Source organism: Comamonas sp., from assembly GCF_036643215.1.
Classification (GTDB): domain Bacteria; phylum Pseudomonadota; class Gammaproteobacteria; order Burkholderiales; family Burkholderiaceae_C; genus Comamonas.
Genome location: NZ_JAVXSJ010000021.1, coordinates 20239 through 42545, shown reverse-complemented (window position 1 = coordinate 42545; position 22307 = coordinate 20239). Strand labels below are relative to the sequence as shown.

Sequence of the window (22307 nt, the reverse complement as noted above, 5' to 3'; positions counted from 1 at the left end):
GAAGCGGTTCAGGGGGATCTTTGACAACAAGGCCCGATGCCATCACGCTCGGGCCTTGTTGTTTGCGGCCTAAAATCGACGGGTTACGCCGCACAGACTTGTGCTGGGCGCTATGGAATTAGAAAACTTCAAGAAAGTCCTATCGTGCAAGTTGCATCTTCCATCTTCAAGGCTTATGACATTCGCGGCATCGTGCCGTCCACGTTGACTGAAGAAGTCGCGCGCGGCATTGGCCGTGCGTTCGGCATGGCAGCGCTGGTCGCGGGTGAAAAAACCGTGGCCGTGGGCCGCGATGGTCGTTTGTCTGGCCCATCGCTGTCGGCAGCCCTGATGCAAGGCCTGACCGATGTGGGCGTGAACGTGATCGATATCGGTCTGGCCACCACCCCCATGCTGTACTACGCAGCAGCTACCTTGTGCACCAGCGGCATTCAGGTAACGGGTAGCCACAACCCTAAGGATTACAACGGCTTCAAGATGGTTCTGGGTGGCCGCGCGATCTACGGCGACGAAATTCAGGCGCTGCGCGTGCGGATGGACGCTGAAGACTGGACGATTACCGGGGCTGGCCAGATCAGCCAAGCCAATGTGCTGGCTGACTACACCGCGCGCATCGTGGGCGACGTGAAGCTGGCCCGCCCCATGAAGATTGTGGTGGACTGCGGTAACGGCGTGGCCGGTGCTTCTGCCCCCGAAATCTTCCGTCAGCTGGGCTGTGAGGTGGTCGAGCTGTTCTCTGAGGTGGATGGCAACTTCCCCAACCACCACCCCGACCCCAGCAAGCCCGAGAACCTGCGCGATGTGATCAAGGCCTTGCAGACCACCGGTGCTGAGCTGGGTCTGGCCTTTGACGGCGACGGTGACCGTCTGGGCATTGTGACCAAGGACGGCCAGAACATTTACCCTGACCGCCAAATGATGCTGTTCGCCAAAGACGTGCTCTCGCGCGTGCCCGGCGGCTCCATCGTGTTTGACGTCAAGTGCACCCAGCGTCTGGCCCCTGAGATTGAAGCCGCTGGCGGCAAGCCCGTCATGTTCAAGACCGGCCACTCGCTGGTCAAGGCCCGCATGAAAGAGCTGGGCGCGCCACTGGGTGGCGAGATGAGCGGCCATATCTTCTTCAAAGAGCGCTGGTACGGTTTTGACGACGGCACCTACGCCGGTAGCCGCCTGCTGGAAATTGTCAGCCGCGAAACCGACCCCAGCGCCTTGCTGAACGCGCTGCCCACCAGCTTCTCAACACCCGAGCTGAATGTTGCCTGCGCAGAAGGTGAACCCCATCGTCTGGCGGCCGAGTTGCAGGCTCTGGCGGCTACGGAATTTGAAGCCCCCGCACAGGTCAGCACCATTGATGGCTTGCGCGTGGACTGGGCCGACGGCTTTGGCCTGATTCGCGCCAGCAACACCACGCCCGTGCTGGTTCTGCGTTTTGAAGGTCAGACGCAAGAAGCGCTGCACCGCATCGAAGCGAAGATGCTGGCTTTGCTCAAGCGCGTCAAGCCCGATGCGCAAGTCGGCTCGGCCGCGCACTGACCCCAGAGAGCGACGCTGCGCATGGCCAAAAAAGTTCGCATGACCTTTGCCCGTGGGCTTTTCAGCCTGCTGGCGTGGGCCGCGCAGCCGTTGTTGCGCCGCAAGCTGAGGCGCCGCGCTGTGGCCGAGCCGGGCTATGCGGTAGCGGTTCCAGAGCGCTTTGGCCATTACCAGCCGCCCACTATTGGGCAGGACGGGCGTGGCCAGTGGGTCTGGATACATTCGGTGTCGCTGGGCGAGACCCGCGCCGCCGCGATTCTGGTTCAGGCCCTGCGCGAGCGGCTGCCTGGCATGCGCCTGCTGCTGACCCACAATACGGCCACAGGCAGGGAAGAGGGAAAAAAACTGTTGCAAACGGGCGATGTTCAGGTCTGGCTGCCCTGGGACACCCTGGGTGCGACACAGCGTTTCATCACGCAGTTTCGGCCGGCACTCGGCATCCTCATGGAAACCGAAATCTGGCCCAATCTGATTGCGAATTGCACCAATGCGGGCATTCCCATGGCGCTGGCCAATGCCCGGCTCAATGAAAAATCCGAGAAGGGCGCGCGGCGAATGGATCCGATTTCGCGCCCCACCTATGGCGCACTGGCAGCTGTCTGGGCGCAGACGCAGGAGGATGCCCGCCGCCTGCGCAACGTGGGTGCCCGGGTCAGTGCCGTGCTGGGCAATCTCAAATTTGATGTGCAGCCGGATGAAGCGCAACTGGGCCGCGCAGCCCACTGGCGACAAGGCTGGCAAAAGCCCGTCGTGCTTTTCGCCAGTAGCCGCGAGGGCGAAGAGGCACTGCTGCTGGAGCAGCTCAAACAGCAGCCCGCAGCGTTGGAGGCTGCGCAGTGGCTGATTGTGCCCCGCCATCCGCAGCGCTTTGAGACAGTGGCGCAAGAGGTGGTGGATGCTGGATTTACCGTATCCAGGCGCAGTCAGTGGGGAGAGCAGCCGCCGGTGCAGGATGGCGCCATCTGGCTGGGCGACTCGCTGGGTGAGATGCCGTTGTACTTTGGGCTGGCTGATCTGGCCCTGATGGGGGGCAGCTTTGCGCCGCTGGGTGGGCAGAACCTGATCGAGTCACTGGCCTGTGGCACGCCGGTGGTGCTGGGGCCGCATACCTTTAACTTCAGTCAGGCGTCCGAAGAAGCGGTGAAGGCAGGCGCTGCATTGCGTGTGGCCGATATGAAAAGCGCTTTGAGCGAGGCGCTGGCCTTGGTGGCCGATCCTGAGCGCCTGAATGCCGCCAGACAAAGCGGCAAGCAGATGATGCAAGGCAATCGCGGTGCAGCTGCCGCCACGGCACAGGCTGTTATTGAACTGATGAATGCTCCTGAATAAAGAGCTTCTAGCGCATATGTAGCAAGGGCTTGAGGTCAATATGACTTCAAGCCCTTGTTTGTTTGGAGCGCTGAAACGATTTAGCGCTTGGCAGTTTTGGCGATGTTTTTTGCTTGGGGCTGAGGCGCCGTTGTTGCTACGGGTTTTGCAGCCACGGGCTTTGCGGCTGCGGGTGCAAGATCAGGCACTCGCGTCAGTGCATCAATCATGCGCAGGTCATCGTCCGTCAGCACACCTGCGGCCTGCCGCAGCTTCAACTGGCCCAGCAGTACCTGATAGCGGGCCGTGGCCAGATCGCGCTCGGTCTGGTAGACCTGACTCTGGGCGTTGAGTACGTCGATATTGATGCGCACGCCGACGTCATAGCCCATGCGGTTGGCTTCCAGTGCGCTCTGGCTGGAGGCCAGAGCTGCTTCCAGCGCTTTGACCTGTGCCTGACCCGATTGCACGCCAAGGAACGCTGTGCGCGTGCCTTGCTGCACATTGCGGCGTGCATCATCGAGCTGGGCGCGGGCTTTGTCTTCCAGCGCCACGGTTTCCTTGATGCGGTTTTGTACGGCAAAGCCTGCAAACAGCGGCATGTTCATCACCACGCCAATCTGGGCGGAGTTGGTGCGCGTGCCAGCGGGCAGGCTGGGGGTCATAAAGCCATTGGGGTAGCGATTGACGGCATAGCCGGCCTGCAGGTCGACGGTTGGCTTGTGGCCGGTTTCGGCTTTTTTCGTATCGAGCTGGGCAATGTCCAGTGCCAGCTGGGCCTGGCGCAGCTGGGGTTGGCTGGCCAATGCGGTATCGACCCAGCTTTGCATATTGTCTGGCGTGACTTTTGGCAAAGTCAGTGGCGCAGCAAGGCGAGTGGGAATGGTGCCGACGCGGCCCACCAGTTGGTCAAGTGCGACATGCTTGACCTGCAGATCATTCTGCGCGGCGATCTCCTGCGCCGTGACCAGATCAAAGCGTGCCTGCGCTTCGCGCGAATCGGTGATGGTGGCGGTACCGACCTCGAAATTGCGCTTGGCCATTTCCAGCTGGGTGTTGATGGCCTGCTTTTGCGACTGGGCCACTTGCACATTGTCTTGCGCGGCCAGTACGTCGAAGTAGGCCTGCGCCACGCGCACGATCAGGTTTTGCGAAGCGCTGTCGATCTGGGCCTGCGCCACATCTACGCCGCGCTGGCCCTGCTCGTAGGCGATCTTGTTGGCCGGGCGGTACAGCGGCTGCTGAGCACTGAGCTGCAGGTTCTGCACAGAGTTGTTGACGCTGGTGTTGACCTGCGGCAGGTTGATTTCGGTATGTGTGCGGTTCACACCAGCAGACAGACCCACGCTGGGCAAGAGGCCAGACAAAGCCTGATCGGCACGGCTAGCGGCTGCGCGGGCATCAGCCTGCTGGGCTTGCCATGATGCGTCATAGCCCCGGGCTTGCATCACCAGCTCTGACAGCGTCTGCGCCTGAGCCTGTGCGCTGATCCATGCCAGCAAAACTCCCAAAGAAATAGCACGCATCGCGTGGACGGAGGGGGCTTGCAGGGGCCGGAGCAGCTTGGTCATAGATGTCAGGGTTGGACGGTCTCTATCAAAAAACGAAACTCAACAGGGCTGGAGCTGAGGGCCGGGGGCGCTCAGCTCATCGCATCAATAGCGGGGAACGCTGGGGTCGGCGCTGAGCGACCAGGCATCAATGCCGCCAGTGATGTTGTAGACATCTTCAAAGCCGTTGTTGACCAGAAAAGCGGCCACGCTCATGCTGCGTGCGCCGTGGTGGCACAGGCAGGCGATGGGGTGGTCGGGGTTCAGCTCTTGAAGGCGGCCGGGAATTTCGTGCATGGGAATGCACACCAGCTCAAAGCCTTCGCCGGGCTGGATGCTGGACAGAGAAATTTCCCAGGGCTCGCGAACATCCAGCACCACGGGCTTGACGCCATTGTCGGCATGAGTAGCCAGCCATTGCTGAAACTGTGCGGGCAAAACCTGAGTCAACATACAAAAACTCCTGCTGGCTGAGCGCTTTCTGTGACGCTCAACCTTGATCTGAATACAGGCCCTGCCCGAAAGAGATCGGGAAGGGCGAACGCCATGCGCGTTTTAGAACGAAAAGCGCGAAGGCTCTTCAAAGCTCGCCAGGCGCGATGCAGCGGTATCCCAGGGTTGCTTGACTTCGTAGTTTTCGCCGTTTTTGGTCACCAGCGTGAAGCGCATCACGGGCATGTGGCCCACGATAGCGGCAATGCGGCCACCGGCGTTGAGCTGGGCGAAGAGGGCTTCGGGCACTTGAGCGACCGAGCCGCTGAGCATGATGACGTCAAACGTGCCTTGTGCCAGAGAGTTGGTTGCGCCGTCAGCCAGCTTGACTTCTACGTTCTTGACGCCAGCGCTCAGCAGGTTTTCGCGGGCCATTTCAGCCAGCTCGGGGTCGATTTCGAGCGTCACGACTTCCTTGGCCTGTGCGGCCATCAGGGCAGCCATGTAGCCAGAGCCGGTGCCGATTTCAAGCACGCGATCAGTAGGCTGGATCTTGACGTCTTGCAGCATGCGGGCCTCGATCTTGGGCGCCAGCATGTGCCAACCCTTGGCAGCGCATTCTTCGGCGTTGCTCTTGAGAGGCACTTCAATGTCCATATAGGCCAGATTGGCGTATTCGGGCGGCACAAAGTCTTCGCGGTGGATCTTGCCCATCAACTCCAGCACAGCCTCGTCCAGCACGTTCCAGGGGCGTACTTGCTGTTCGATCATGTTGAAACGAGCCTGCGCGTGCACGTCGCTCGGGTTCACTTGGGCATTCATTGGCAGGGCCATGGTATCTCCGGGGAAAGACTTATCAAGACAAACCATCGATTCTACGAGCCTCAGAGGCTTCGTGCGGCGGCTCATCGGTTTTTGAGGGGGTGCCAGACCATTTACGGAGCAGCCACTGCGAAAAATCGTCCAGATAGCAGTACACAACAGGCACTACCACCAGCGTGAGCAGCGATGAGGTAATGACCCCGCCAATCACGGCCTGGCCCATAGGCGCGCGCTGCTCTGAGCCTTCGGTCACGGCAAAGGCCAGCGGCACCATGCCGAAGATCATGGCCAGCGTGGTCATCAGAATAGGGCGCAGGCGCACCTGTGCGGCCAGCAGCAGGGCTTCGCTGCGAGGCAGGCCGGGCGTGGTCTGGCCTGTGGCTTGGTCGATGTGTGCCTCGCGAGCGCGAATGGCAAAGTCCACCAGCAAAATGGCGTTTTTGGTGACCAGGCCCATCAGCATGACAACGCCAATGATGGAGAACATGGACAGGGCCGAGCCAAACATCATCAAGGCCAGCACCACGCCAATCAGCGTCAGCGGCAGCGAGGTCATCAGCGCCAGAGGCTGGAGAAAGCTCTTGAACTGGCTGGCCAGAATCATGTAGATGAAGATGATGGCCAGCACCAGCGCCGAGATGGCGTAGCTGAAGGACTCCTCCATGTTCTTGGCCGCGCCGCTGAACTGGTAGCTGTAGCCGGGCGGCATGGGGATGGTGGCCAGCGCCTTTTTGATGTCGGCGCTGACCTCGCCCGTGCTGCGCTGGTAGACGTTGGCGTTGATGGCGACTTCGCGGTTCAGGTTGCGGCGGTTGATCTGGCTGGGGCCGGTGCTGTCCACCACGCTGGCGACCTGGTTCAGGCGCACGATGCGTGTGCTGCCATCGCTGGCGGACAGGGCAAAGGGCAGGCGCTCCAGGTCTTGCGGCGTGGTGCGGGCTTCGGGCGTCAGGCGCACGTTGACGTCATAGGTCTGGTCATCGCTGGCGCGCCAGTTACCCACAGTCTGGCCTGCGACCCAGGTTCGCAGGGCACCGGCCATGCTGCCGATCGACAGGCCCAGATCAGCCGCCTGATCGCGGTGAACCTCGATGTTGACCATGGGTTTGTTGGGCTTGAGGCTGGAGTCCAGATCGACCAGGCCCGGAATGCTCTGAATACGCTCTTGGACGATGCGGTTCAGGCGAGCCAGCTCATCCAGATCAGGTCCCATGAGCGAGAACTCCACCTGCTTTTGTCCACCCACGGATTCGCGCAGGCCCACATGGGTGACCTTGATGCCCGCAATCGCGTGCAACTGCGTGCGCAACTGGGCCGAGAGTTCATCCACGCTGCGGCTGCGCTGGTTGCGGTCTACTAGGCGCACATAAATGCTGGCGTAGTTCTTGCCGTTGGCATTGCCAGTGTTGATGCTGGTCAGCGTATAGCGCACCTCGGGCAGGGCGCGCAGCACGTCGTTGACTTGCTTGGCCTTGGCTTCAGTGGCTTCAATCGACGAGCCTTCGGGTGTGTTGAAGCTGACCTGCGTTTCGGAGAAGTCGGCCTTGGGCACAAATTCGGTGCCCAGCAAGGGTACAAGTGCGATGCTTGCTATGAAAATAATGAGTGCCAGAAACAGCGTCAGCAGCTTGCGGCGCAGCGCCCAGCGCAGGATGGACTGGTAAAAGTCCGAGAGTTTGTCGCTGCTGCGCTCTACCCAGGCAGTGACCCGACCCAGTGTTTTGTCGTACAGGCCTTTTTTGCCATGCTCCCCATGGGCGTGAATGGCAGGGTCATGCCAGACGCTGGAGAGCATGGGGTCCAGCGTGAAGCTCACAAACATGGAGATCAGCACCGCCGCCACGATGGTGATGCCGAACTCATGGAAAAACTGGCCGATGATGCCGCCCATGAAGCCGATAGGCAGAAACACTGCGACGATGGACAGTGTGGTGGCGAGCACCGCCAGCCCGATTTCCTGCGTGCCCTCCAGCGCGGCCTGATAGGCGGACTTGCCCATCTGCACATGGCGCACGATGTTCTCTCGCACCACGATGGCATCGTCGATCAGCAGGCCCACGCACAGCGACAGCGCCATCAGCGTGACCATGTTGATGGAAAAGCCAAACCAGTACATGAACAAGAATGTGCCGATCAGTGCAATCGGCAGCGTCAGCCCCGTAATCACGGTGGAGCGCCACGAGTTAAGGAACAGAAACACGATCAGCACCGTGAGCCCAGCGCCTTCGATGAGCGTCTGGCGCACGTTGTCTACCCCCACGCGAATGGCGCGGGAGTTATCGGCAATGGCCTGCAGGCGCACGCCGGGCGGCAGCTCGGGGCCCATGGCCTTGATGGCGGCGTTCAGGCCATCCACCACTTCAATGGTGTTTTCGTCCTGCGCTTTTTGCACAGACATCAGCAGGGTGCGGCTGCCGTTGTAAAGCGCCAGCGTCTGCAGCTCTTGTGCATCGTCTTGCACACGTGCCAGCTGCCCTACGCGAATCGGCGCGCCGTTACGCTGGGCGACGATGATGCGGGCAAAATCCTCGGGCCGCTGTATGCGTGCGTCGATCTGTACCACGCGCTCCTGCGTTTTGGAGCGGATGGCACCTACGGGCAGGTCTTGATTTTCGGCTCGCACGGCCTGAGCGACCTGATCGGGCGTGATGGAGTAGGCCTCCAGCGCCTGCGGGTCCAGATAGATGTTGATCTCGCGTTGGGTGGCACCCACCATGTTCACCGCGCCCACGCCGCGTACGTTTTCAAGGCGCTTTTTCAGTACCTGATCGGCCCAGCTGGTCAGGGCAATGGCATCGGGCGGCGTCACGCTCTGGCCGCCCGGTGCAGTTTGGCCATTCAGAGCATGGGGGTCTGGCAGCACGGCCAGTGACCATACGGCGGTGCTGGCCGGGTCAAAGCGAATGACGCGGGGCTCTTTCACCTCATCGCGCAGCGTGGGGCGCACGGCCGCCACCTTCTCGCGTACATCATCGGCGGCGCGGCGGCCATCGATATGCAGCTGAAATTCGATGATGACGACGCTGGTTCCCTCGTAACTGCGCGAGGTGAGGGTGTTTATACCGGCAACCGAGTTAACGCTTTCCTCAATTTTCTTGGTGACTTCGCTCTCCACAATCTCGGGCGAGGCACCGGGGTAGGCCACCGTCACCACGACCACCGGAAACTCAATATTGGGGAACTGGTCAACCTTGAGCCGCTGGTAAGAGAACACGCCCAGCACCACAAAGGCCAGCATGAGCATGGTGGCCAGCACCGGGTTTTTCAGGCTGATACGCGTGAACCACATTTACAGACCCTCGGCTTTGGGGGCTGTGGTTTCGGCAGCGGGCGCAGCATCGGTCTTCGCCGTCTGCACTTCTACCAGCGTGCCTTCCCGCAGGCCACCTGCTGTGCCAGCCAGAATCTGTTCGTCTGCATTCAAGCCTTTGAGCACTTGTACCCAGGTTGCACCTTCAAATGAAGTGCGGCGGCCCAGCTCTACGGTTTTGTGAACCACGAGCAGTTCGGTCTGACTTGCCTGCGATGCCGCCGTCACTGCTGATTTGCCGCTTTGCAGCACTTGTACATAGGGCAGGGGTTTGTCGGTGCGCACAGCGTTCAAAGGCACGGCCAGCTGGCTGGCATTGCCGCTGATGATGTGGCCTTGCAAAAACAGGCCCGGGCGCAATTGGGGCGAGGGCAATAGGGAAGGGCGCAAACTGCTATCGTTTTTGTTAGCCGCACTTGACACCTTCAGGTACACCGCCACGGTGCGCGAGCCGGTCTGGGCACTGGGGCTGATGCGCACAATCTGTGCGCTGATGGGCGCCATGTCCTGCGCAGCGCCGGGCACTTGCAGCTCGGCGCTCTGGCCGACCTGTACCTGTATCGAATCTGCCGGGGCCAGCTGGGCCACGATTTCCAGCTGCCCGGTATCCACCACCTCCACAATGCGGGCTTCAATGCCCACACGCTCGCCATTTTGTACAAAACGCTGGGCAATCTGGCCGTTCATGGGGCTGGTGATGACGGCATCGGTCACCGCCTTGCGGGCTGCATCTGCAGCGGCCTGAGCCGCGGCCAGATTGGCGCGGGCCGAATCCAGATTGGCCTGAGACGTCACCAGCGCCGTGGTGGAAATAAAGCCTTTTTGCACCAGCGCGACGTTGTTGTCATGGTTGCGCTGGGCAATGGACAGTTGCGCTCTGGAGGCATCGGCCTGCTGCTGCGCCTGGCGCAGGCGGGCCTCGGCCTCGGTGGCATCAATCCGGGCCAGTTGCTGGCCTTTTTTGACGCTATCTCCTTCACGCACGGTAAACCCGCGCAGCTCGCCCGCCACATAGGCCTTCACCACCGCAGAATTCACCGCCTGCACAGCGCCGTTGATGGGCACGGTCAGTGCAAGCTGGCGGGGCTGCACTCTCAGCACTTCTTGAGCGGCGATCTGAATCGGCAGCTCCAGCGGAGCTGCGCTGGTCTGAAGCGCCTGTTTTTTGTGCTGTTGATTGACGGCAACGCGCCAGCCAGAGACGGCCAGCAGGCCGATAACGACCAGGCCCACGGCCCAGCGCCCTGAACGCTTCATGGTGTGACTTCCCTCAGAGGCAAAATTTTGTTGTGATTTGAGGCGGGGAGAACTGTCAATTGCATCCTATGACCGGGACGCAGCCCTTTTATTGCAGAGCAGCAAGCAGTTTAGTGGGCGCTGTGAAGCATAGCGGCGCTGCAATCGCTGTCATTGGTAAAAATGGGTAGTTGATTTGAGCTACGCTTACCGGGTCTTAGCAAAAAGGAATGTGTGATGGCTGCGGAAACCATTTACCTGGGCGGTGGTTGCTTCTGGTGCACTGAAGCCGTCTTCGATCGCGTGCGCGGCGTGCTTGATGTGGAAAGCGGTTACGCCAATGGCCACCTGGATCATCCCAGCTACGACGATATTTGCACGGGCCAGACCGGCCATGCGGAGGTGGTGAAGCTGGAGTTCGACCCGGCCGTCATCAGCCTGCGCGATGTGCTGCTGGTCTTTTTTGGCACGCACGACCCGACCACACTCAACCGCCAGGGCAACGATGTGGGCACGCAATACCGCAGCGCCATCTACACCACGACGGACGAGCAGGCGGCCACAGCGCGTGCACTGCTTGATGAAATGCAGGCCGAAAAAGCGTTTGATGCCCCAGTCGTCACCGAGGTGGAGCCTATTCAAAAGTACTGGCCAGCAGAGGACTACCACCAGGACTACTTTTTGCAGAACCCTAATCAGGGCTACTGCTCATTTGTCGTCGGCCCCAAGGTGCAGAAGTTTCAAAAGGCTTTCACGCGCTGGCTCAAGGATTGAGCGAGGACATTGCTACACTCTGCAACCTTTCGTTGGGTTCCGTTTCAACTCGCAGTTCCCGGCCTTTTTCAGCCCTTTAGACCTTGTCCTCCCCCATTCGCCAGCGTACTCACCGCCGCTCAGCCCGTGCTGACGCTCGCGTGAGCCTGCGTGAAATCTGGATGATGCGCTGGAGCATGGGTTGGCTCACGACCCTGCTAGCGCTGGCCATGGTGCTGAGCCCCGCGCTGGGGCAGATGCACCGTGCAGTGCATGCGGGGGCGACGCAAAACGCGGCTCACGGCCCGCATTGGGGCCATGCAGCGGCGACTACGGCGCTGCTGACGCAAGCCACGACAGTCAGTTCTGGGGCGGATTGCATCAGTGCGAGTACTGATCGCAGTGACTGTGCCTCCGATCTGTCATGGGTTCATGCGCTATTCGCGGGCCACGGCCCGGCTGAATGTCAGCTGCTTGATCAAGCCAATCATGGCTATGCCGGGCCGCCAGCCGTGGTGGCCTTTGTGGCGCCCGTTCCGGCGACTGCGCTGCCGCAACCATTTGCGCCTGAGCCGCGAGTCATCTTCTTCGCCGCGCCGTTCGATGCGCGTGGGCCTCCCTCACTTCTCAGCTCCATGGCTTAGATCGCTTCATGCTTTGGCATGAAGAAGTATCGACGCCCACAACTCCCAAACTGATAGCTGATAGCGCTTGCTTCATAAGCGCTAGAGCCAGTTTTGATTGAAATTTCCGTGCGCATTTCACGTGGCTGATGATGGCCTGCGTGCGCACGGTTGTTGGTGGAACTGAGATGTCTCAACGTTTTTCTAAATTTTCTCCTCGTCGTTTTCATAAGGCGACCCAAACCGCTGTGCTCATGAGCACCGGGCTGGGCCTGCTGGCCTGCTCCCCCTTGGTTCTGGCGCAGCAAGAGAGCAGCTTGGGCGAGGTCACGGTATCCGCCACCGGCATGGCGGCAGGCGATATGGCCACGCCCGTGCAGGTGCTGGGTGAAGAAGAGCTGCGCCTGCGCCGCGCCGCCACTTTGGGCGAAACCTTGGCGGCCGAGCCCGGCATCAATGCCAGCCACTTTGGCGCAGGTGCCAGCCGCCCCGTGATTCGCGGCATGGATGGTGCGCGGGTCTCCATCCTCAGCGATGGCTCCGAGCTTCTCGATGCATCAACGATCAGCCCCGACCATGCGGTCACCACCGAGCCTTTGCTGGCCAGCCAGATCGAGGTGCTGCGCGGCCCATCCGCCTTGCTTTACAGCCCAGGTGCGATGGGCGGCGTGGTCAATGTGCTGGATGGAAAGATTCCCACCCGCGTGCCCGAGAAGGGCGTGGAAGGTTCGGCCGAAGTGCAGGCCGGTACGGCGGCAGGCATGTCGGCCGGTGCGTTCTCTTTGACAACGGCGACTCCGCTCAAAAACGATAACGGCCAGTTGGTGCTGCATGCCGAAGGGGTGGCCCGCAATGCGGGCGACTACCGTGTGGGCAGCGGTTGGGGCCAGAACAAGGTGCCGGGCAGCTTCAGCCGTGGCAACACCGGCAGCGTGGGGCTGTCCTGGGTGGGCAGTCAGGGCTATCTGGGTCTGGCCTATACGCGCCAGCAGGCCAAGTATGGCTTGCCCGGTCATCAGCACAGCTTTGAAGGCTGCCACGCCCATGGCGATCATCTGCATTGCGGCGACCATGGGCATGACGGTGAGGGCCATGACCACGATCACGCCGAAAGCAGCAGCGTACCGGTGGTCGATCTGACCAGCGAGCGCTGGGATCTGCGCGGCGAATGGCGCAAGCCCACGGCGGGCATTGCAGCACTGCGCGTTCGTGGTGGCTTGACCAACTATCGCCACGATGAAATTGAAGACGGCAGCGTGGCCACCCAGTTCAGAAACAAGGCCCATGACCTGCGCCTGGAAATGGAGCACGAACCAATTGCTGGATGGCGTGGCACGCTGGGACTACAGACGCTCAAGCGCCGCTTCAGTGCTACCGGTGAAGAAGCCTATGTGCAGCCCACCGATACCCAGCGCAACAGCCTGTACCTGCTCGAAGAATATCGCTGGCAGGACTGGAGCTTTCAAGGCGCTCTGCGCCATGACCGCCAGCGCGTGGAGGCCGAACTGAGCAACGAACGCCGCAGCCACAGCGCTACATCGGCATCGCTGGGAACGGTCTGGAAATTCCAGCCCGGCTACAGCGCCACAGCCTCGTTCACCAGCGGCAGCCGCATGCCTACGGCCGAAGAAATGTTTGCCAACGGCTTGCACATGGCGACGGCGACTTATGAAATTGGCAACCCCAACCTGTCCCGAGAGCGTTCGCAGGCACTGGACCTGGGCCTTGCCAAGACTGCTGGCGATACAAGCTGGAAGCTCAACGCCTATCACTACCGCATCAAAGGCTATATCTACGGCGCCACGCTCGATGCGCATGAAGGCCTGCAACTGCTGCAATACACGCAGGGCGATGCGCGCTTTACCGGCTGGGAAGCGAAACTCACCCAGCGCCTCAACCGTGATCTGAGCGTGACGGTTTTTGGCGATGGCGTGCGCGCCCGACTGGAAGATGGCTCGGCCTTGCCGCGCATTCCTGCGCTGCGAGCTGGTTTGCGTGTCAATGCGCGAGTCGCCAAGTGGGATGCCTCTGCGGAATGGACGCAGGTGCTGCGCCAGAACCGTACGGCTCAATACGAAACCCAGACCGCTGGCTACGGCATGCTGAACCTGGGCGCAAGCTACCAGTGGCAAAGCGGGGGCAATCAGTGGCAGTTCTATGTCAAGGGCCAGAACCTGACCAACCGCCTGGCTTACGCCGCCACCTCATTCATCAAGACCACAGCGCCGTTGACAGGCCGCAATCTGGTGGTGGGGCTGAGAATGGATTTCTAAGCATTTTCAGGATCTGATTAGCAGGTAGCCCTTGTCTAGCTTGGGCTACCTGCTATAGATAGTGTTGCAAATGGCGCAGGGCTCTTGTGCTGTTCACGCCAATTCTGGCGATGACTTCCAGCTCTGGCACACCTGCGCGCAGCCACTGAACAATGGCGGTATTGCGTAGCACCTGCGGGCCCACGCGCTGCAGGGGAGACTTCTGGCTGTCCTCAGTCTGCGCTTCGTGTGCGCGCTGAATGATTTGTGAAGCCACATGAAACAGCATGCGTACAGACAATTCACCGCCCCGGCGTGAATAAAACACGATGTGATCGCCATGCACCACCGTCGGCCCGCGCTGTGCAGCGCTGAACCGCCGCCAGTCCAGCAGTGCTTTGGCGACGGATTCAGGCAGCTCAAGCAGTCGTTGCTGTGCGGCCCGGCCGCCGTCAATCCGCAAGAAGCGGGGCAGTGCAGGCGGGGTATCTGCTATCTCTTTAGATGTGGTGTCCCAAGCCAGCTCTGCGCTACAGCGTAAATCCTTCCAGAGCAGCGCACGTACTTCTTCAGGGGCTAATGCCATTTCATACAGCAGCACGACAATCGCCCGGTCACGCGCATTCTGATAACCATCGGCCTGCGGAAAGTGGCGCGGCAAAGATTGCCAGAGCAGGGGAGGCAGGCAGTGGCCTTTGCCATCTTCTGAAGGCGGGCGATCAATGGGCTCAAGCCCCGTGGCTGGGTTTGTGTGAATCCAGCCATGCTCCATGGCGTGATCGTAGATGCGCTCCAGCAGCCGCCAGTAACGCCTGCGGGTCACCGGGCTGATCTTGCGCTCGGGGTGGTGATGCGCCCGCTGCCCATCTCGAATCTGCAGAAAATGCTGCACATCCACCGCAGTGGCCTGATGCCAGTCCTTGGGTTCATGGGCGCAAGAGGGCTGGCGAGCCTTGTCTTCGGCATAAGCTTCTCCACTCAAATGCCAGAGCCAGGCCTGCCAGACCTTTTCATAGTTGCCGTCAGGGGAGGTATCCAGCGCATCCCAGCTCTTGCTGCCTTCATGCTCCAGCCAGTCTCTAAAAACTGTCTGCCCATTGGGTAAGAGCTTTGTCTGAGCATCCGTCATTGCGTGATTTCTATTCTTTATTAATTCATCCAATGTAACTTACATGAAATTCATTTGAGTCCTTAAAAACAGATAAAGAACAAACCACCCGTTAGTTAATCAGGGGAGAGGGCCGATTTCGTCATGAAACCAGCCTTCTCAGCATCAATCTAGAGATAGATGCCCGAACGCATACCAACGATCTCAGGGCGCCAGACGCTCACGAATCCAGTTCTGTCCATCCTCACGGTAGCTCAGGCGATCATGCAGACGGCTCTTGCGGCCTTGCCAGAATTCCCAGCGGTCGGGCACCAGTCGAAAACCGCCCCAGTGCGGCGGGCGAGGAGGATTCAGCAAGAACTGGGCGCTGTATTTGGCAGCATTGGCCACCAGCACTCCACGGCCGCTGATGATCTGGCTCTGGGGGCTGGCCCAGGCGCCAATGCGTGAATCCAAAGGGCGGCTGGCAAAGTAAGCGTCGCTTTCCTGATCGCTGACTTTTTCCACGCGGCCTTCAATTCGCACCACGCGCTCAAGCTCTACCCAGTGAAATTGCAGCGCAGCAAACGGGTTACCCGCCAGTTGCTGGCCCTTGCGGCTGTCGTAATTGGTGTACCAGACGATGCCGCGCTCGTCATAGCCTTTGATCAGCACAATCCGCGTGCTGGGGCGCATGTCGCCGCCCACAGTGGCCACGGTCATGGCGTTAGGTTCGGGAACCTCGGCGCTCACGGCTTCTTGCAGCCATTGGTCAAACTGCTTCAATGGGTTAGCGTTGGAGGCGGATTCGCTCAGCTCTGCGCGCTCGTAGCTTTTGCGCAGATCGGCAATGGAAGAAGATAGTCGGCTCATGCCCCACATTCTGCCGCGCAGCCAAAGCCAGCGTTATGCTTAACCGCAATATGCAGCAAGAAGTTTTGGTCAGCCCTCCCATCAACCTAGAGCAGCCCTGCGTGCTGGTTCTCGCCGCAGGCAGGGGAGAGCGCTTTCTCGCTTCGGGCGGCACTACGCACAAGCTGCAAGCTATGCTGGGCCAGCAAACCGTGTTGCAGACGACTCTGGCCACTGTTCAGGCCTCAGGCCTGCCCTGGCATGTCGAATACGGCCCACACCCCGGCATGGGCGACAGCATTGCCGCTGCCGTGAAAGCCACAGCCAGCGCCAATGGCTGGCTGATCTTGCCAGCTGATCTGCCGCTGATGCAGCCCCAGACGCTCAAAACACTGGCTTTGCAGCTTTTGAGCGCTGATGCGGGCGATGGCGTTTTGCAAGTCATTCAGCCTTTCTATCAAGCCGCGGATCCAGCTATCAACCAAGCCCAAGAGGGTCTGAAAGGCCACCCCGTCGCCTTCAGCCGTGCCGCTGCGCAGGCGCTGATGCAGTTGAGTGGCGATCAAGGCGCATCCGCCATCGTCCGCAAAGCGGCAGAAAATCAGCAACTGAAGCGCTGGGTGTGCGATGACATCGGCTGCGTGCTCGATGTGGACACGATGCAGACCTTGGAGCAGGCTCGCAAAATCTGGCAAGAACGCCAGTAAAAAATCCTGCTCGCAGCCATAAAAAAAGCCCCTGAAGCAGGGGCGCAGGGGGGGGATCAAGGCATTGAAGCTAAAAATCTGCTTACGCGCCGCGTTCAATCACCGCACAAGCCAAGCGAGCGCCAGAGTTGCCGGTGGGCTGAGTGGTGTAGTCGTCGGGATCGTTATGCACGATCAAAGAACGGCCCAGAATGCCGTTGCTGCCTCGGTCCAGAGTAAGGCTCTTGCTCACAAAATCGATAGTGGCAACGCCTTGTGTATCTGCATCCAGACTGGGCAGATCACCCAGATGATGGGCCTTGCTGTCACCAAACTTGCCATGTGCCTGCTGCGCAGGGTTGAAGTGGCCGCCAGCGCTCAGGCCGTCGCCGCTGGAGCAATCGCCTTTTTCATGGATGTGAAAACCGTGCTCGGAGTTCGGCGCCAGCCCTTCCACACGTCCCTGCACGCGAACACCACCTTCAGCCAGCGGAAAGAACTGCAGCGTTCCTGTGACCTGGCTTCCCTTGGTCGAAGCCAGCCGCGCGATGGATTGCACGCCCTTGCTCTTGGCTGCAGCAGGTTCAGCTGCAAAGGAGGGCGCGGCTGTGTTGCTGGCTGTTGAACAAGCCGTCAGGGCCAAGGTGGCTGCGAGCGTCAGACCCGTCCAGACAGGGCGAGAAAAGAGGGCGGCAACACGGTTCGGGGACATGGCAATCTCTCCAGCAATCAAAAAGCTTATTGTGCCGAAGTGGCCCAAAGTTTCAAGCCATTTTGCCTCGCAGCCCAATCAGCGAAAGCGCAAGCAGCTATGTTTCAAATAGCAAGCGACTGCGTTTTCTGCTGGTTCTGGGCATGGCGGCACTCCGCATAAGCCAGCAGGCGCTTCAAGGCCTTGTCATCAATGCCCAGCCGCTGCAGCTCATCAAATGTGGCCTGCGCATAGTCCAGCGTCGTTCCATAAATGCCCTGCGCCTGCGAAAAAATACGGCGGTAATCTTCCGGCGCCAGCTCACCCGTGTGGTGCGGGCTTTGGCGCGACAGCGTGAACGCCAAAGCCTTCACCGGCCCGTTCACCGTTTTGCAAGGCAGCCAGCGTGGGTCATAGACGGCATTGGGCATCTCGCGCTGCCAAAGCTTGCGCATCACCGTATCTGCCTCAGCACGCGGAATGCGAAACACCATGCCCTGACAACTGCCGCCAGAGAGCATGCCAAACACAAGGCCCGGAGTCTGCGGCGTGCCGCGGTTGATGGTGCTCCACATTTTGAGAGCACGGTGCCAGCCGTGGACATGGCCTGCGTGGCGTTCACTAAACTCAAAATCAGGCCTCCAGATCAATGAGCCATAGCCAAAGACCCACAAATCCCCATCGCCACCCCATTGCGCCAGAGTTTGCTCCAGCATCTGATCTGCGTTACGCATGGATGTGTTGAACAAGGGCAGGGTGGACATGAAAACTCCCCAAATTGGCTTTAAAGCTGAATGAACCTCATGTATAACGCGCCACATCGCTGGCGGTGCACTTGTCCTGGGTCAAAGCACAAATTCAGAGCGTAAAAGCAACGCCTTTGTTGCGCCTGCGCGGTTCACAGTTCAGTAAAGAGCCCGATACGGCTTGCGCTGCATCGGGCGTACTTCATTTGCGTGGGCGTTTAACCCAGTCGCTCAGCTGTTCTCAATAAACCCCGCAGCAGGCGGCTCACCCAGCGCCAGCACCTTCTCCGCGCCATCCGCATCAACCTGACGCATCACAAAAGAGCCTCTTTGAAAGCGCATGCTGCGAATCTGCCAGCGTCCATTCATCCGCTCGTACTCGTCGGTGTATTGGCCCGAGAGATTGACGATGGTGCGCTCCTTCACATTGACCTGGCAGAAATCCAGATCCCACAGGCCTATGGCCTGATCTGGCCCCGTAAAGCTGATCTGCGGGTTGTGCCCGTGGTGCATGTCCTGAATGGCGGGGTTCTCCACGGCCAGCTTGGTGAAGGTCTCCACCCAGCCATCGCGGCTGGTAAAAGCCGGAAATCCATCCGCCTCAATCACTGCGCCATGCGCTACAAAGCATTCACGCATCGCATCAGGCTGCTTACGGTCGCAGGCACGCAAATACTGCGATTTAAGCGCCTGTATGGCCTGAAGATCTTCAAGGCGCTGCAAGCGCTGCTGTATCTGCACCAGAACCAAATCGCTCATTGTTTGTCTCCTCATTGGTTTTATGAACGGTGATTCTTCAAACAAGGCTCAATATCACGAAACCTGCATTTGGACGATAGGACTTGTCGACAAATACAACAGGCGTAAAAAAGCGGCCCCAAAGTGCCGCTCATTCAAAAGGTCAGAAAGGTCAAGAGAGCCGCTTAACGCAGACCAGTGCCTGAAACCTGATCGTCTTTGCGCTCGATTAATTCAATCTTGTAGCCATCGGGGTCCGTCACAAAAGCAATCACCGTGCTGCCGCCTTTGACGGGACCTGCTTCACGCGTCACATTGCCGCCAGCGGCCTTGATCTTCTCGCAAGCAGCATAAGCGTCTGGCACGCCCAGAGCGATATGCCCATAGGCCGTGCCCATGTCATAGCTCTCGGTGTCCCAGTTATGGGTCAGCTCAATCTCTGCCTGTGCGGGGTTACCGCCATCGAAGCCCAGAAAGGCCAGCGAGTACTTGTACTCTGTATTTTCAGAGGTACGCAGCAACTGCATACCGATGACAGTGGTATAAAAATCAATAGAGCGCTGGAGATTGCCAACGCGCAGCATGGTGTGGAGAAATCTCATGCCTTTATTGTGCCAGTCGGCTCGCAGCATTGCTGACGTGGCAGTTATGCCAGGAAAACGGCGGCTTCTTGACAGCCACTGGTCGCGCAACGCACTTGGACCGCTCCTGGCCCGATAAACAAACCATGTTTGTTTTGTTGCATAGGAAGCGGTCCACCTGTTTTACAAGACCTCTTGGAAACCAAGCAGATCATGCTGTATTGATTCAGCGTGTCAGCGCCAGCATTTCCTTGATCAGATCAGACTTTCCTTCGAATCCGATGCCGGGGAGCGGGGGAAGCGTCACATAGCCGTTATCGACCTTGACACCATCCGGGAAGCCGCCGTAAGGCTGGAAAAGATCTGGGTAGCTTTCATTGCCGCCCAGGCCCAGGCCGGCCGCAATGGCGAGTGACATTTGGTGTCCGCCATGTGGAATGCAGCGGCTTGGGGACCAGCCGTTTTCCTTGAGCATATCCAGCGTGCGCAGGTACTCCACCAAGCCATAGCTCAAGGCACAGTCGAACTGCAGGTAGTCGCGCTCAGGATTCATGCCACCATGGCGGATCAGGTTGCGAGCATCCTGCATCGAGAACAGGTTCTCACCTGTGGCCATAGGGCCCTTGTAGACCTCGCCCAGCTTTGCCTGCAACTCATAGTCGAGAGGGTCACCGGCTTCCTCGTACCAAAACAGAGAGTACTGTGAGAGCGCCTTGCCATAGTCAATAGCTGTCTTCAGGTCGAAGCGGCCATTGGCATCAACGGCCAGTTGCTTTCCAGGACCCAGTATTTTCAGCACCGATTCGATACGTTCGCAATCCTCGGCAATGCTGGCACCGCCAATTTTCATTTTCACGACCGAGTAGCCGCGCGCAAGATAGCTTTCCATTTCCTGCTTGAGCTTGTCCAAGCCCTTTCCGGGGTAGTAGTAGCCCCCGGCGGCATACACAAAAACGCGAGGATTGGGCGTGCCGTTGCCGTAACGCTCCGCCAGCAACTGGAACAGTGGCTTGCCTTCGATCTTTGCGACTGCATCCCAAATCGCCATGTCGATGGTGCCGACCGCCACCGATCGCTCGCCATGACCACCTGGTTTTTCATTGGTCATCATGCAGGCCCAGATCTTGTGGGGGTCCAGGTTCTCGCCGCTCTCATCAATCAGAGTGGCAGGATCAGCTTCGAGAACACGGGGGATGAAGCGATCGCGCATCAGGGCACCTTGCCCATAACGACCATTGGAGTTGAATCCGTAGCCAATGACCGGCTTGCCATCGCGGATCACGTCCGTCACCACAGCCACAAGGCTGAGGGTCATCTTGGAGAAGTCAATGTAGGCGTTACGAATGTCGGACTTGATTGGGCGCGTCGACTCGATGATGTTGACGATTTTCATATTGATTTTTCTCGGTACACGTTGATGTTCATTGCGACAGGGACGATCCGCCGCAGATGTTGAGGTTCTGGCCGGTAATTGCCGCTGCTGCGGGTGACAGCAGGTAGCTGACCAGCGAGGCGATCTCTCTGGGCTCTATCAAGCGGCCCATGGGCGGCATACGTGGAGCACTGCCTGAGCGGGCAGGATCTTTGAGCATGGGCGTGGCCGTAGCGCCGGGAGAGACGACGTTCACCGTGACGCCCATTGGCGCCACTTCCACGGCCCAGCTGCGGGCCATGGCAATCACCGCCGCTTTGGTGGCTGCGTACTGGCCGCGTCCTGGCAAGCCCTGGGCAACTCTGCTGCCTATGAAGACCACGCGACCGAAGCCGCGCTCGGCCATTGCCGGGACCAAGGCGTCAGCCAGTTGAGATGCCGCGTCTACATGCAACTTCCACATCAGCTCACCGGCTTTGGCATCCAGCTTTCCAAGCTCACCCACTCGAAGTACTCCCGCTGCGTGCACTAGAGCATCGACGTTGGCAAGACCAGCCACCACCGTACGTGTCTGCTCGTGGTTGCTGAGATCCAGTGGCTGATGGGTGAAAGATCTGTGTTCTATCGTTGCTGGCGACAGATCGACACCGGTGATGCGCCAGCCAGCAGTTAACAGCTCTTCACAGATGGCTTTGCCGATGCCGCCACTGCTGCCGGTGACGACGGCGTGCAATTGTTTCGCATCATTCGACACGGATCTTCCCTTCGGTCACGATCTTCTGGGAACGCTCCATGTCCATCTTCTGAAATTTAGCGAAGTCTTCGGACGTACCAGTCGTGGCCAGAATGCCTTGCTCTTTGAGCTTCTCTTTCATGTCGCCAGACAGCGCTTTGTTGACTTCGGCATTGAGCTTTTTGCTGATGTCGGCAGGCAGCTTGGCCGGACCCCACAGCCCATACCAGCTGTAGAACTCAAAGCCAGGAATAGTCTCGCCCACGGTGGGTACATCTGGCAGGCTTGCAGCACGCTCAGCCGAGGTCACGGCCACAACGCGCAGCATTCCGCTCTTGTGATATTGCAATGAACCAAGAATGGGGTCGATGAAGCCGTCGATCTGGCCACCAATCAAGTCCTGAAAAGCTGGTGCGGTTCCCTTGTAGGGGACGATCAGATAGTCCAGCTTGCCTGCACGCTTCAGGAGCTCGGTGGACAGGTGCCCAGCAGAGCCAATGGAGCCCACCGCAAAAGACATTTTTCCTGGATTGGCCTTCGCATAGGAGATCAGCGATTTGATGTCCGTGATGGGCAATCGCTTGTTGACCGCAACCGATAGTGGCGCTTTGGCGACCAGTGCCACAGGAGTAAAGTCTTTTTCCACCGCATAAGACACAGACTTCATTGTCATGGGTGCGGTGGTGAAAGTGGAGGCGTTGAAGAGCAGGGTATAGCCGTCCGCCGCAGCCTTTGCCACGACATCACCGCCTATCACGCCATTACCGCCAGGACGGTTTTCAATGATGAATGGCTGGCCCATCTGTTCGCTGAGCTTTTGTGCCAGCTGTCGCCCTACAGTGTCCAATGTGCCGCCCGGCGGAAATGGGATCACGACCTTCACGGGTTTGCTAGGGTAGGCCTGTGCTGCGGCCAAGCTGGCGACGGCCATGGTGATAACACTCACGGCAAGCTTGATGAAACTTTTGCGTTGCATGTTCTTTGTCTCCTGTCGTTTTTTAG

20 protein-coding genes are annotated in these 22307 nt (G+C 59.4%); 6 read left to right on the top strand and 14 right to left on the bottom strand.

Features of this window, described 5'->3' with window-relative positions; translation table 11 throughout:
- Window positions 1-144 precede the first annotated feature (144 nt).
- Window positions 145-1533 (top strand): phosphomannomutase/phosphoglucomutase, encoded by a 1389-nt coding sequence (locus RSF91_RS14515; protein WP_332569089.1) that lies wholly within the window; start codon window positions 145-147, stop codon window positions 1531-1533.
- Window positions 1534-1554: 21 nt separating this feature from the next.
- On the top strand, window positions 1555-2862 hold the full coding sequence (locus tag RSF91_RS14510) for a 3-deoxy-D-manno-octulosonic acid transferase (protein WP_332569088.1): 1308 nt from the start codon (window positions 1555-1557) through the stop codon (window positions 2860-2862).
- 80 nt (window positions 2863-2942) lie between these two features.
- On the opposite strand, the gene RSF91_RS14505 is transcribed toward RSF91_RS14510, so the two are convergent.
- From RSF91_RS14505 to RSF91_RS14485, 5 genes are all read right to left on the bottom strand, one after another.
- The gene (locus tag RSF91_RS14505) at window positions 2943-4412 is read right to left on the bottom strand and encodes a TolC family outer membrane protein (RefSeq protein WP_332569087.1); all 1470 of its coding nucleotides are present in this window, start codon (window positions 4410-4412) and stop codon (window positions 2943-2945) included.
- 84 nt (window positions 4413-4496) lie between these two features.
- Window positions 4497-4844 (bottom strand): rhodanese-like domain-containing protein, encoded by a 348-nt coding sequence (locus tag RSF91_RS14500; RefSeq protein WP_332569086.1) that lies wholly within the window; start codon window positions 4842-4844, stop codon window positions 4497-4499.
- Window positions 4845-4946: 102 nt separating this feature from the next.
- On the bottom strand, window positions 4947-5657 hold the full coding sequence (locus RSF91_RS14495) for a protein-L-isoaspartate O-methyltransferase family protein (RefSeq protein WP_332569085.1): 711 nt from the start codon (window positions 5655-5657) through the stop codon (window positions 4947-4949).
- A gap of 22 nt (window positions 5658-5679) precedes the next feature.
- The gene (locus RSF91_RS14490; protein WP_332569084.1) at window positions 5680-8934 is read right to left on the bottom strand and encodes an efflux RND transporter permease subunit; all 3255 of its coding nucleotides are present in this window, start codon (window positions 8932-8934) and stop codon (window positions 5680-5682) included.
- Window positions 8935-10212, bottom strand: a complete 1278-nt coding sequence (locus RSF91_RS14485; protein ID WP_332569083.1) for an efflux RND transporter periplasmic adaptor subunit — start codon at window positions 10210-10212, stop codon at window positions 8935-8937.
- Between the two features lie 216 nt (window positions 10213-10428).
- Here RSF91_RS14485 and msrA point away from each other — a divergent pair, with 216 nt between their 5' ends.
- From msrA to RSF91_RS14470, 3 genes are all read left to right on the top strand, one after another.
- Window positions 10429-10965 (top strand): peptide-methionine (S)-S-oxide reductase MsrA, encoded by a 537-nt coding sequence (msrA, locus tag RSF91_RS14480; RefSeq protein ID WP_332569082.1) that lies wholly within the window; start codon window positions 10429-10431, stop codon window positions 10963-10965.
- Between the two features lie 176 nt (window positions 10966-11141).
- Window positions 11142-11588, top strand: a complete 447-nt coding sequence (locus RSF91_RS14475; RefSeq protein ID WP_442878860.1) for a hypothetical protein — start codon at window positions 11142-11144, stop codon at window positions 11586-11588.
- Window positions 11589-11755: 167 nt separating this feature from the next.
- Complete coding sequence (locus RSF91_RS14470) at window positions 11756-13840, top strand: TonB-dependent receptor domain-containing protein (RefSeq protein WP_332569080.1); 2085 nt, start codon at window positions 11756-11758, stop codon at window positions 13838-13840.
- Window positions 13841-13892: 52 nt separating this feature from the next.
- Here the strand turns inward: RSF91_RS14470 and RSF91_RS14465 are convergent, their stop codons facing one another.
- Window positions 13893-14948 (bottom strand): tyrosine-type recombinase/integrase, encoded by a 1056-nt coding sequence (locus tag RSF91_RS14465; RefSeq protein WP_332569079.1) that lies wholly within the window; start codon window positions 14946-14948, stop codon window positions 13893-13895.
- Between the two features lie 183 nt (window positions 14949-15131).
- Window positions 15132-15779, bottom strand: coding sequence for a pyridoxamine 5'-phosphate oxidase (gene pdxH / locus RSF91_RS14460; protein ID WP_099736955.1), 648 nt, complete (start codon window positions 15777-15779; stop codon window positions 15132-15134).
- A gap of 35 nt (window positions 15780-15814) precedes the next feature.
- Here pdxH and RSF91_RS14455 point away from each other — a divergent pair, with 35 nt between their 5' ends.
- Window positions 15815-16465, top strand: a complete 651-nt coding sequence (locus RSF91_RS14455; RefSeq protein ID WP_332569078.1) for a nucleotidyltransferase family protein — start codon at window positions 15815-15817, stop codon at window positions 16463-16465.
- Between the two features lie 82 nt (window positions 16466-16547).
- Here the strand turns inward: RSF91_RS14455 and RSF91_RS14450 are convergent, their stop codons facing one another.
- From RSF91_RS14450 to RSF91_RS14420, 7 genes are all read right to left on the bottom strand, one after another.
- Window positions 16548-17156 carry a superoxide dismutase family protein gene (locus tag RSF91_RS14450; RefSeq protein WP_332569077.1) on the bottom strand — a complete coding sequence of 203 codons (609 nt, stop codon included), beginning with the start codon at window positions 17154-17156 and terminating at the stop codon, window positions 16548-16550.
- A 104-nt stretch (window positions 17157-17260) separates the two neighbouring features.
- Entirely contained in the window at window positions 17261-17899 is a 639-nt protein-coding gene (locus tag RSF91_RS14445) for a gamma-glutamylcyclotransferase (protein WP_332569076.1), read from the bottom strand.
- Window positions 17900-18112: 213 nt separating this feature from the next.
- Window positions 18113-18640, bottom strand: coding sequence for a nuclear transport factor 2 family protein (locus tag RSF91_RS14440; RefSeq protein WP_332569075.1), 528 nt, complete (start codon window positions 18638-18640; stop codon window positions 18113-18115).
- Window positions 18641-18804: 164 nt separating this feature from the next.
- On the bottom strand, window positions 18805-19221 hold the full coding sequence (gene gloA, locus RSF91_RS14435; RefSeq protein WP_332569074.1) for a lactoylglutathione lyase: 417 nt from the start codon (window positions 19219-19221) through the stop codon (window positions 18805-18807).
- Window positions 19222-19426: 205 nt separating this feature from the next.
- Entirely contained in the window at window positions 19427-20593 is a 1167-nt protein-coding gene (locus RSF91_RS14430) for a mandelate racemase/muconate lactonizing enzyme family protein (RefSeq protein ID WP_332569073.1), read from the bottom strand.
- Window positions 20594-20621: 28 nt separating this feature from the next.
- A complete protein-coding gene (locus tag RSF91_RS14425) occupies window positions 20622-21326 on the bottom strand; it encodes an SDR family NAD(P)-dependent oxidoreductase (RefSeq protein ID WP_332569072.1) in 705 nt (234 codons plus the stop codon).
- Window positions 21316-22281: a Bug family tripartite tricarboxylate transporter substrate binding protein gene (locus RSF91_RS14420; RefSeq protein WP_332569071.1), complete on the bottom strand. Its 966-nt coding sequence runs from the start codon at window positions 22279-22281 to the stop codon at window positions 21316-21318. Before RSF91_RS14420 ends, RSF91_RS14425 begins: the two co-directional genes overlap by 11 nt.
- Window positions 22282-22307: the final 26 nt, after the last annotated feature.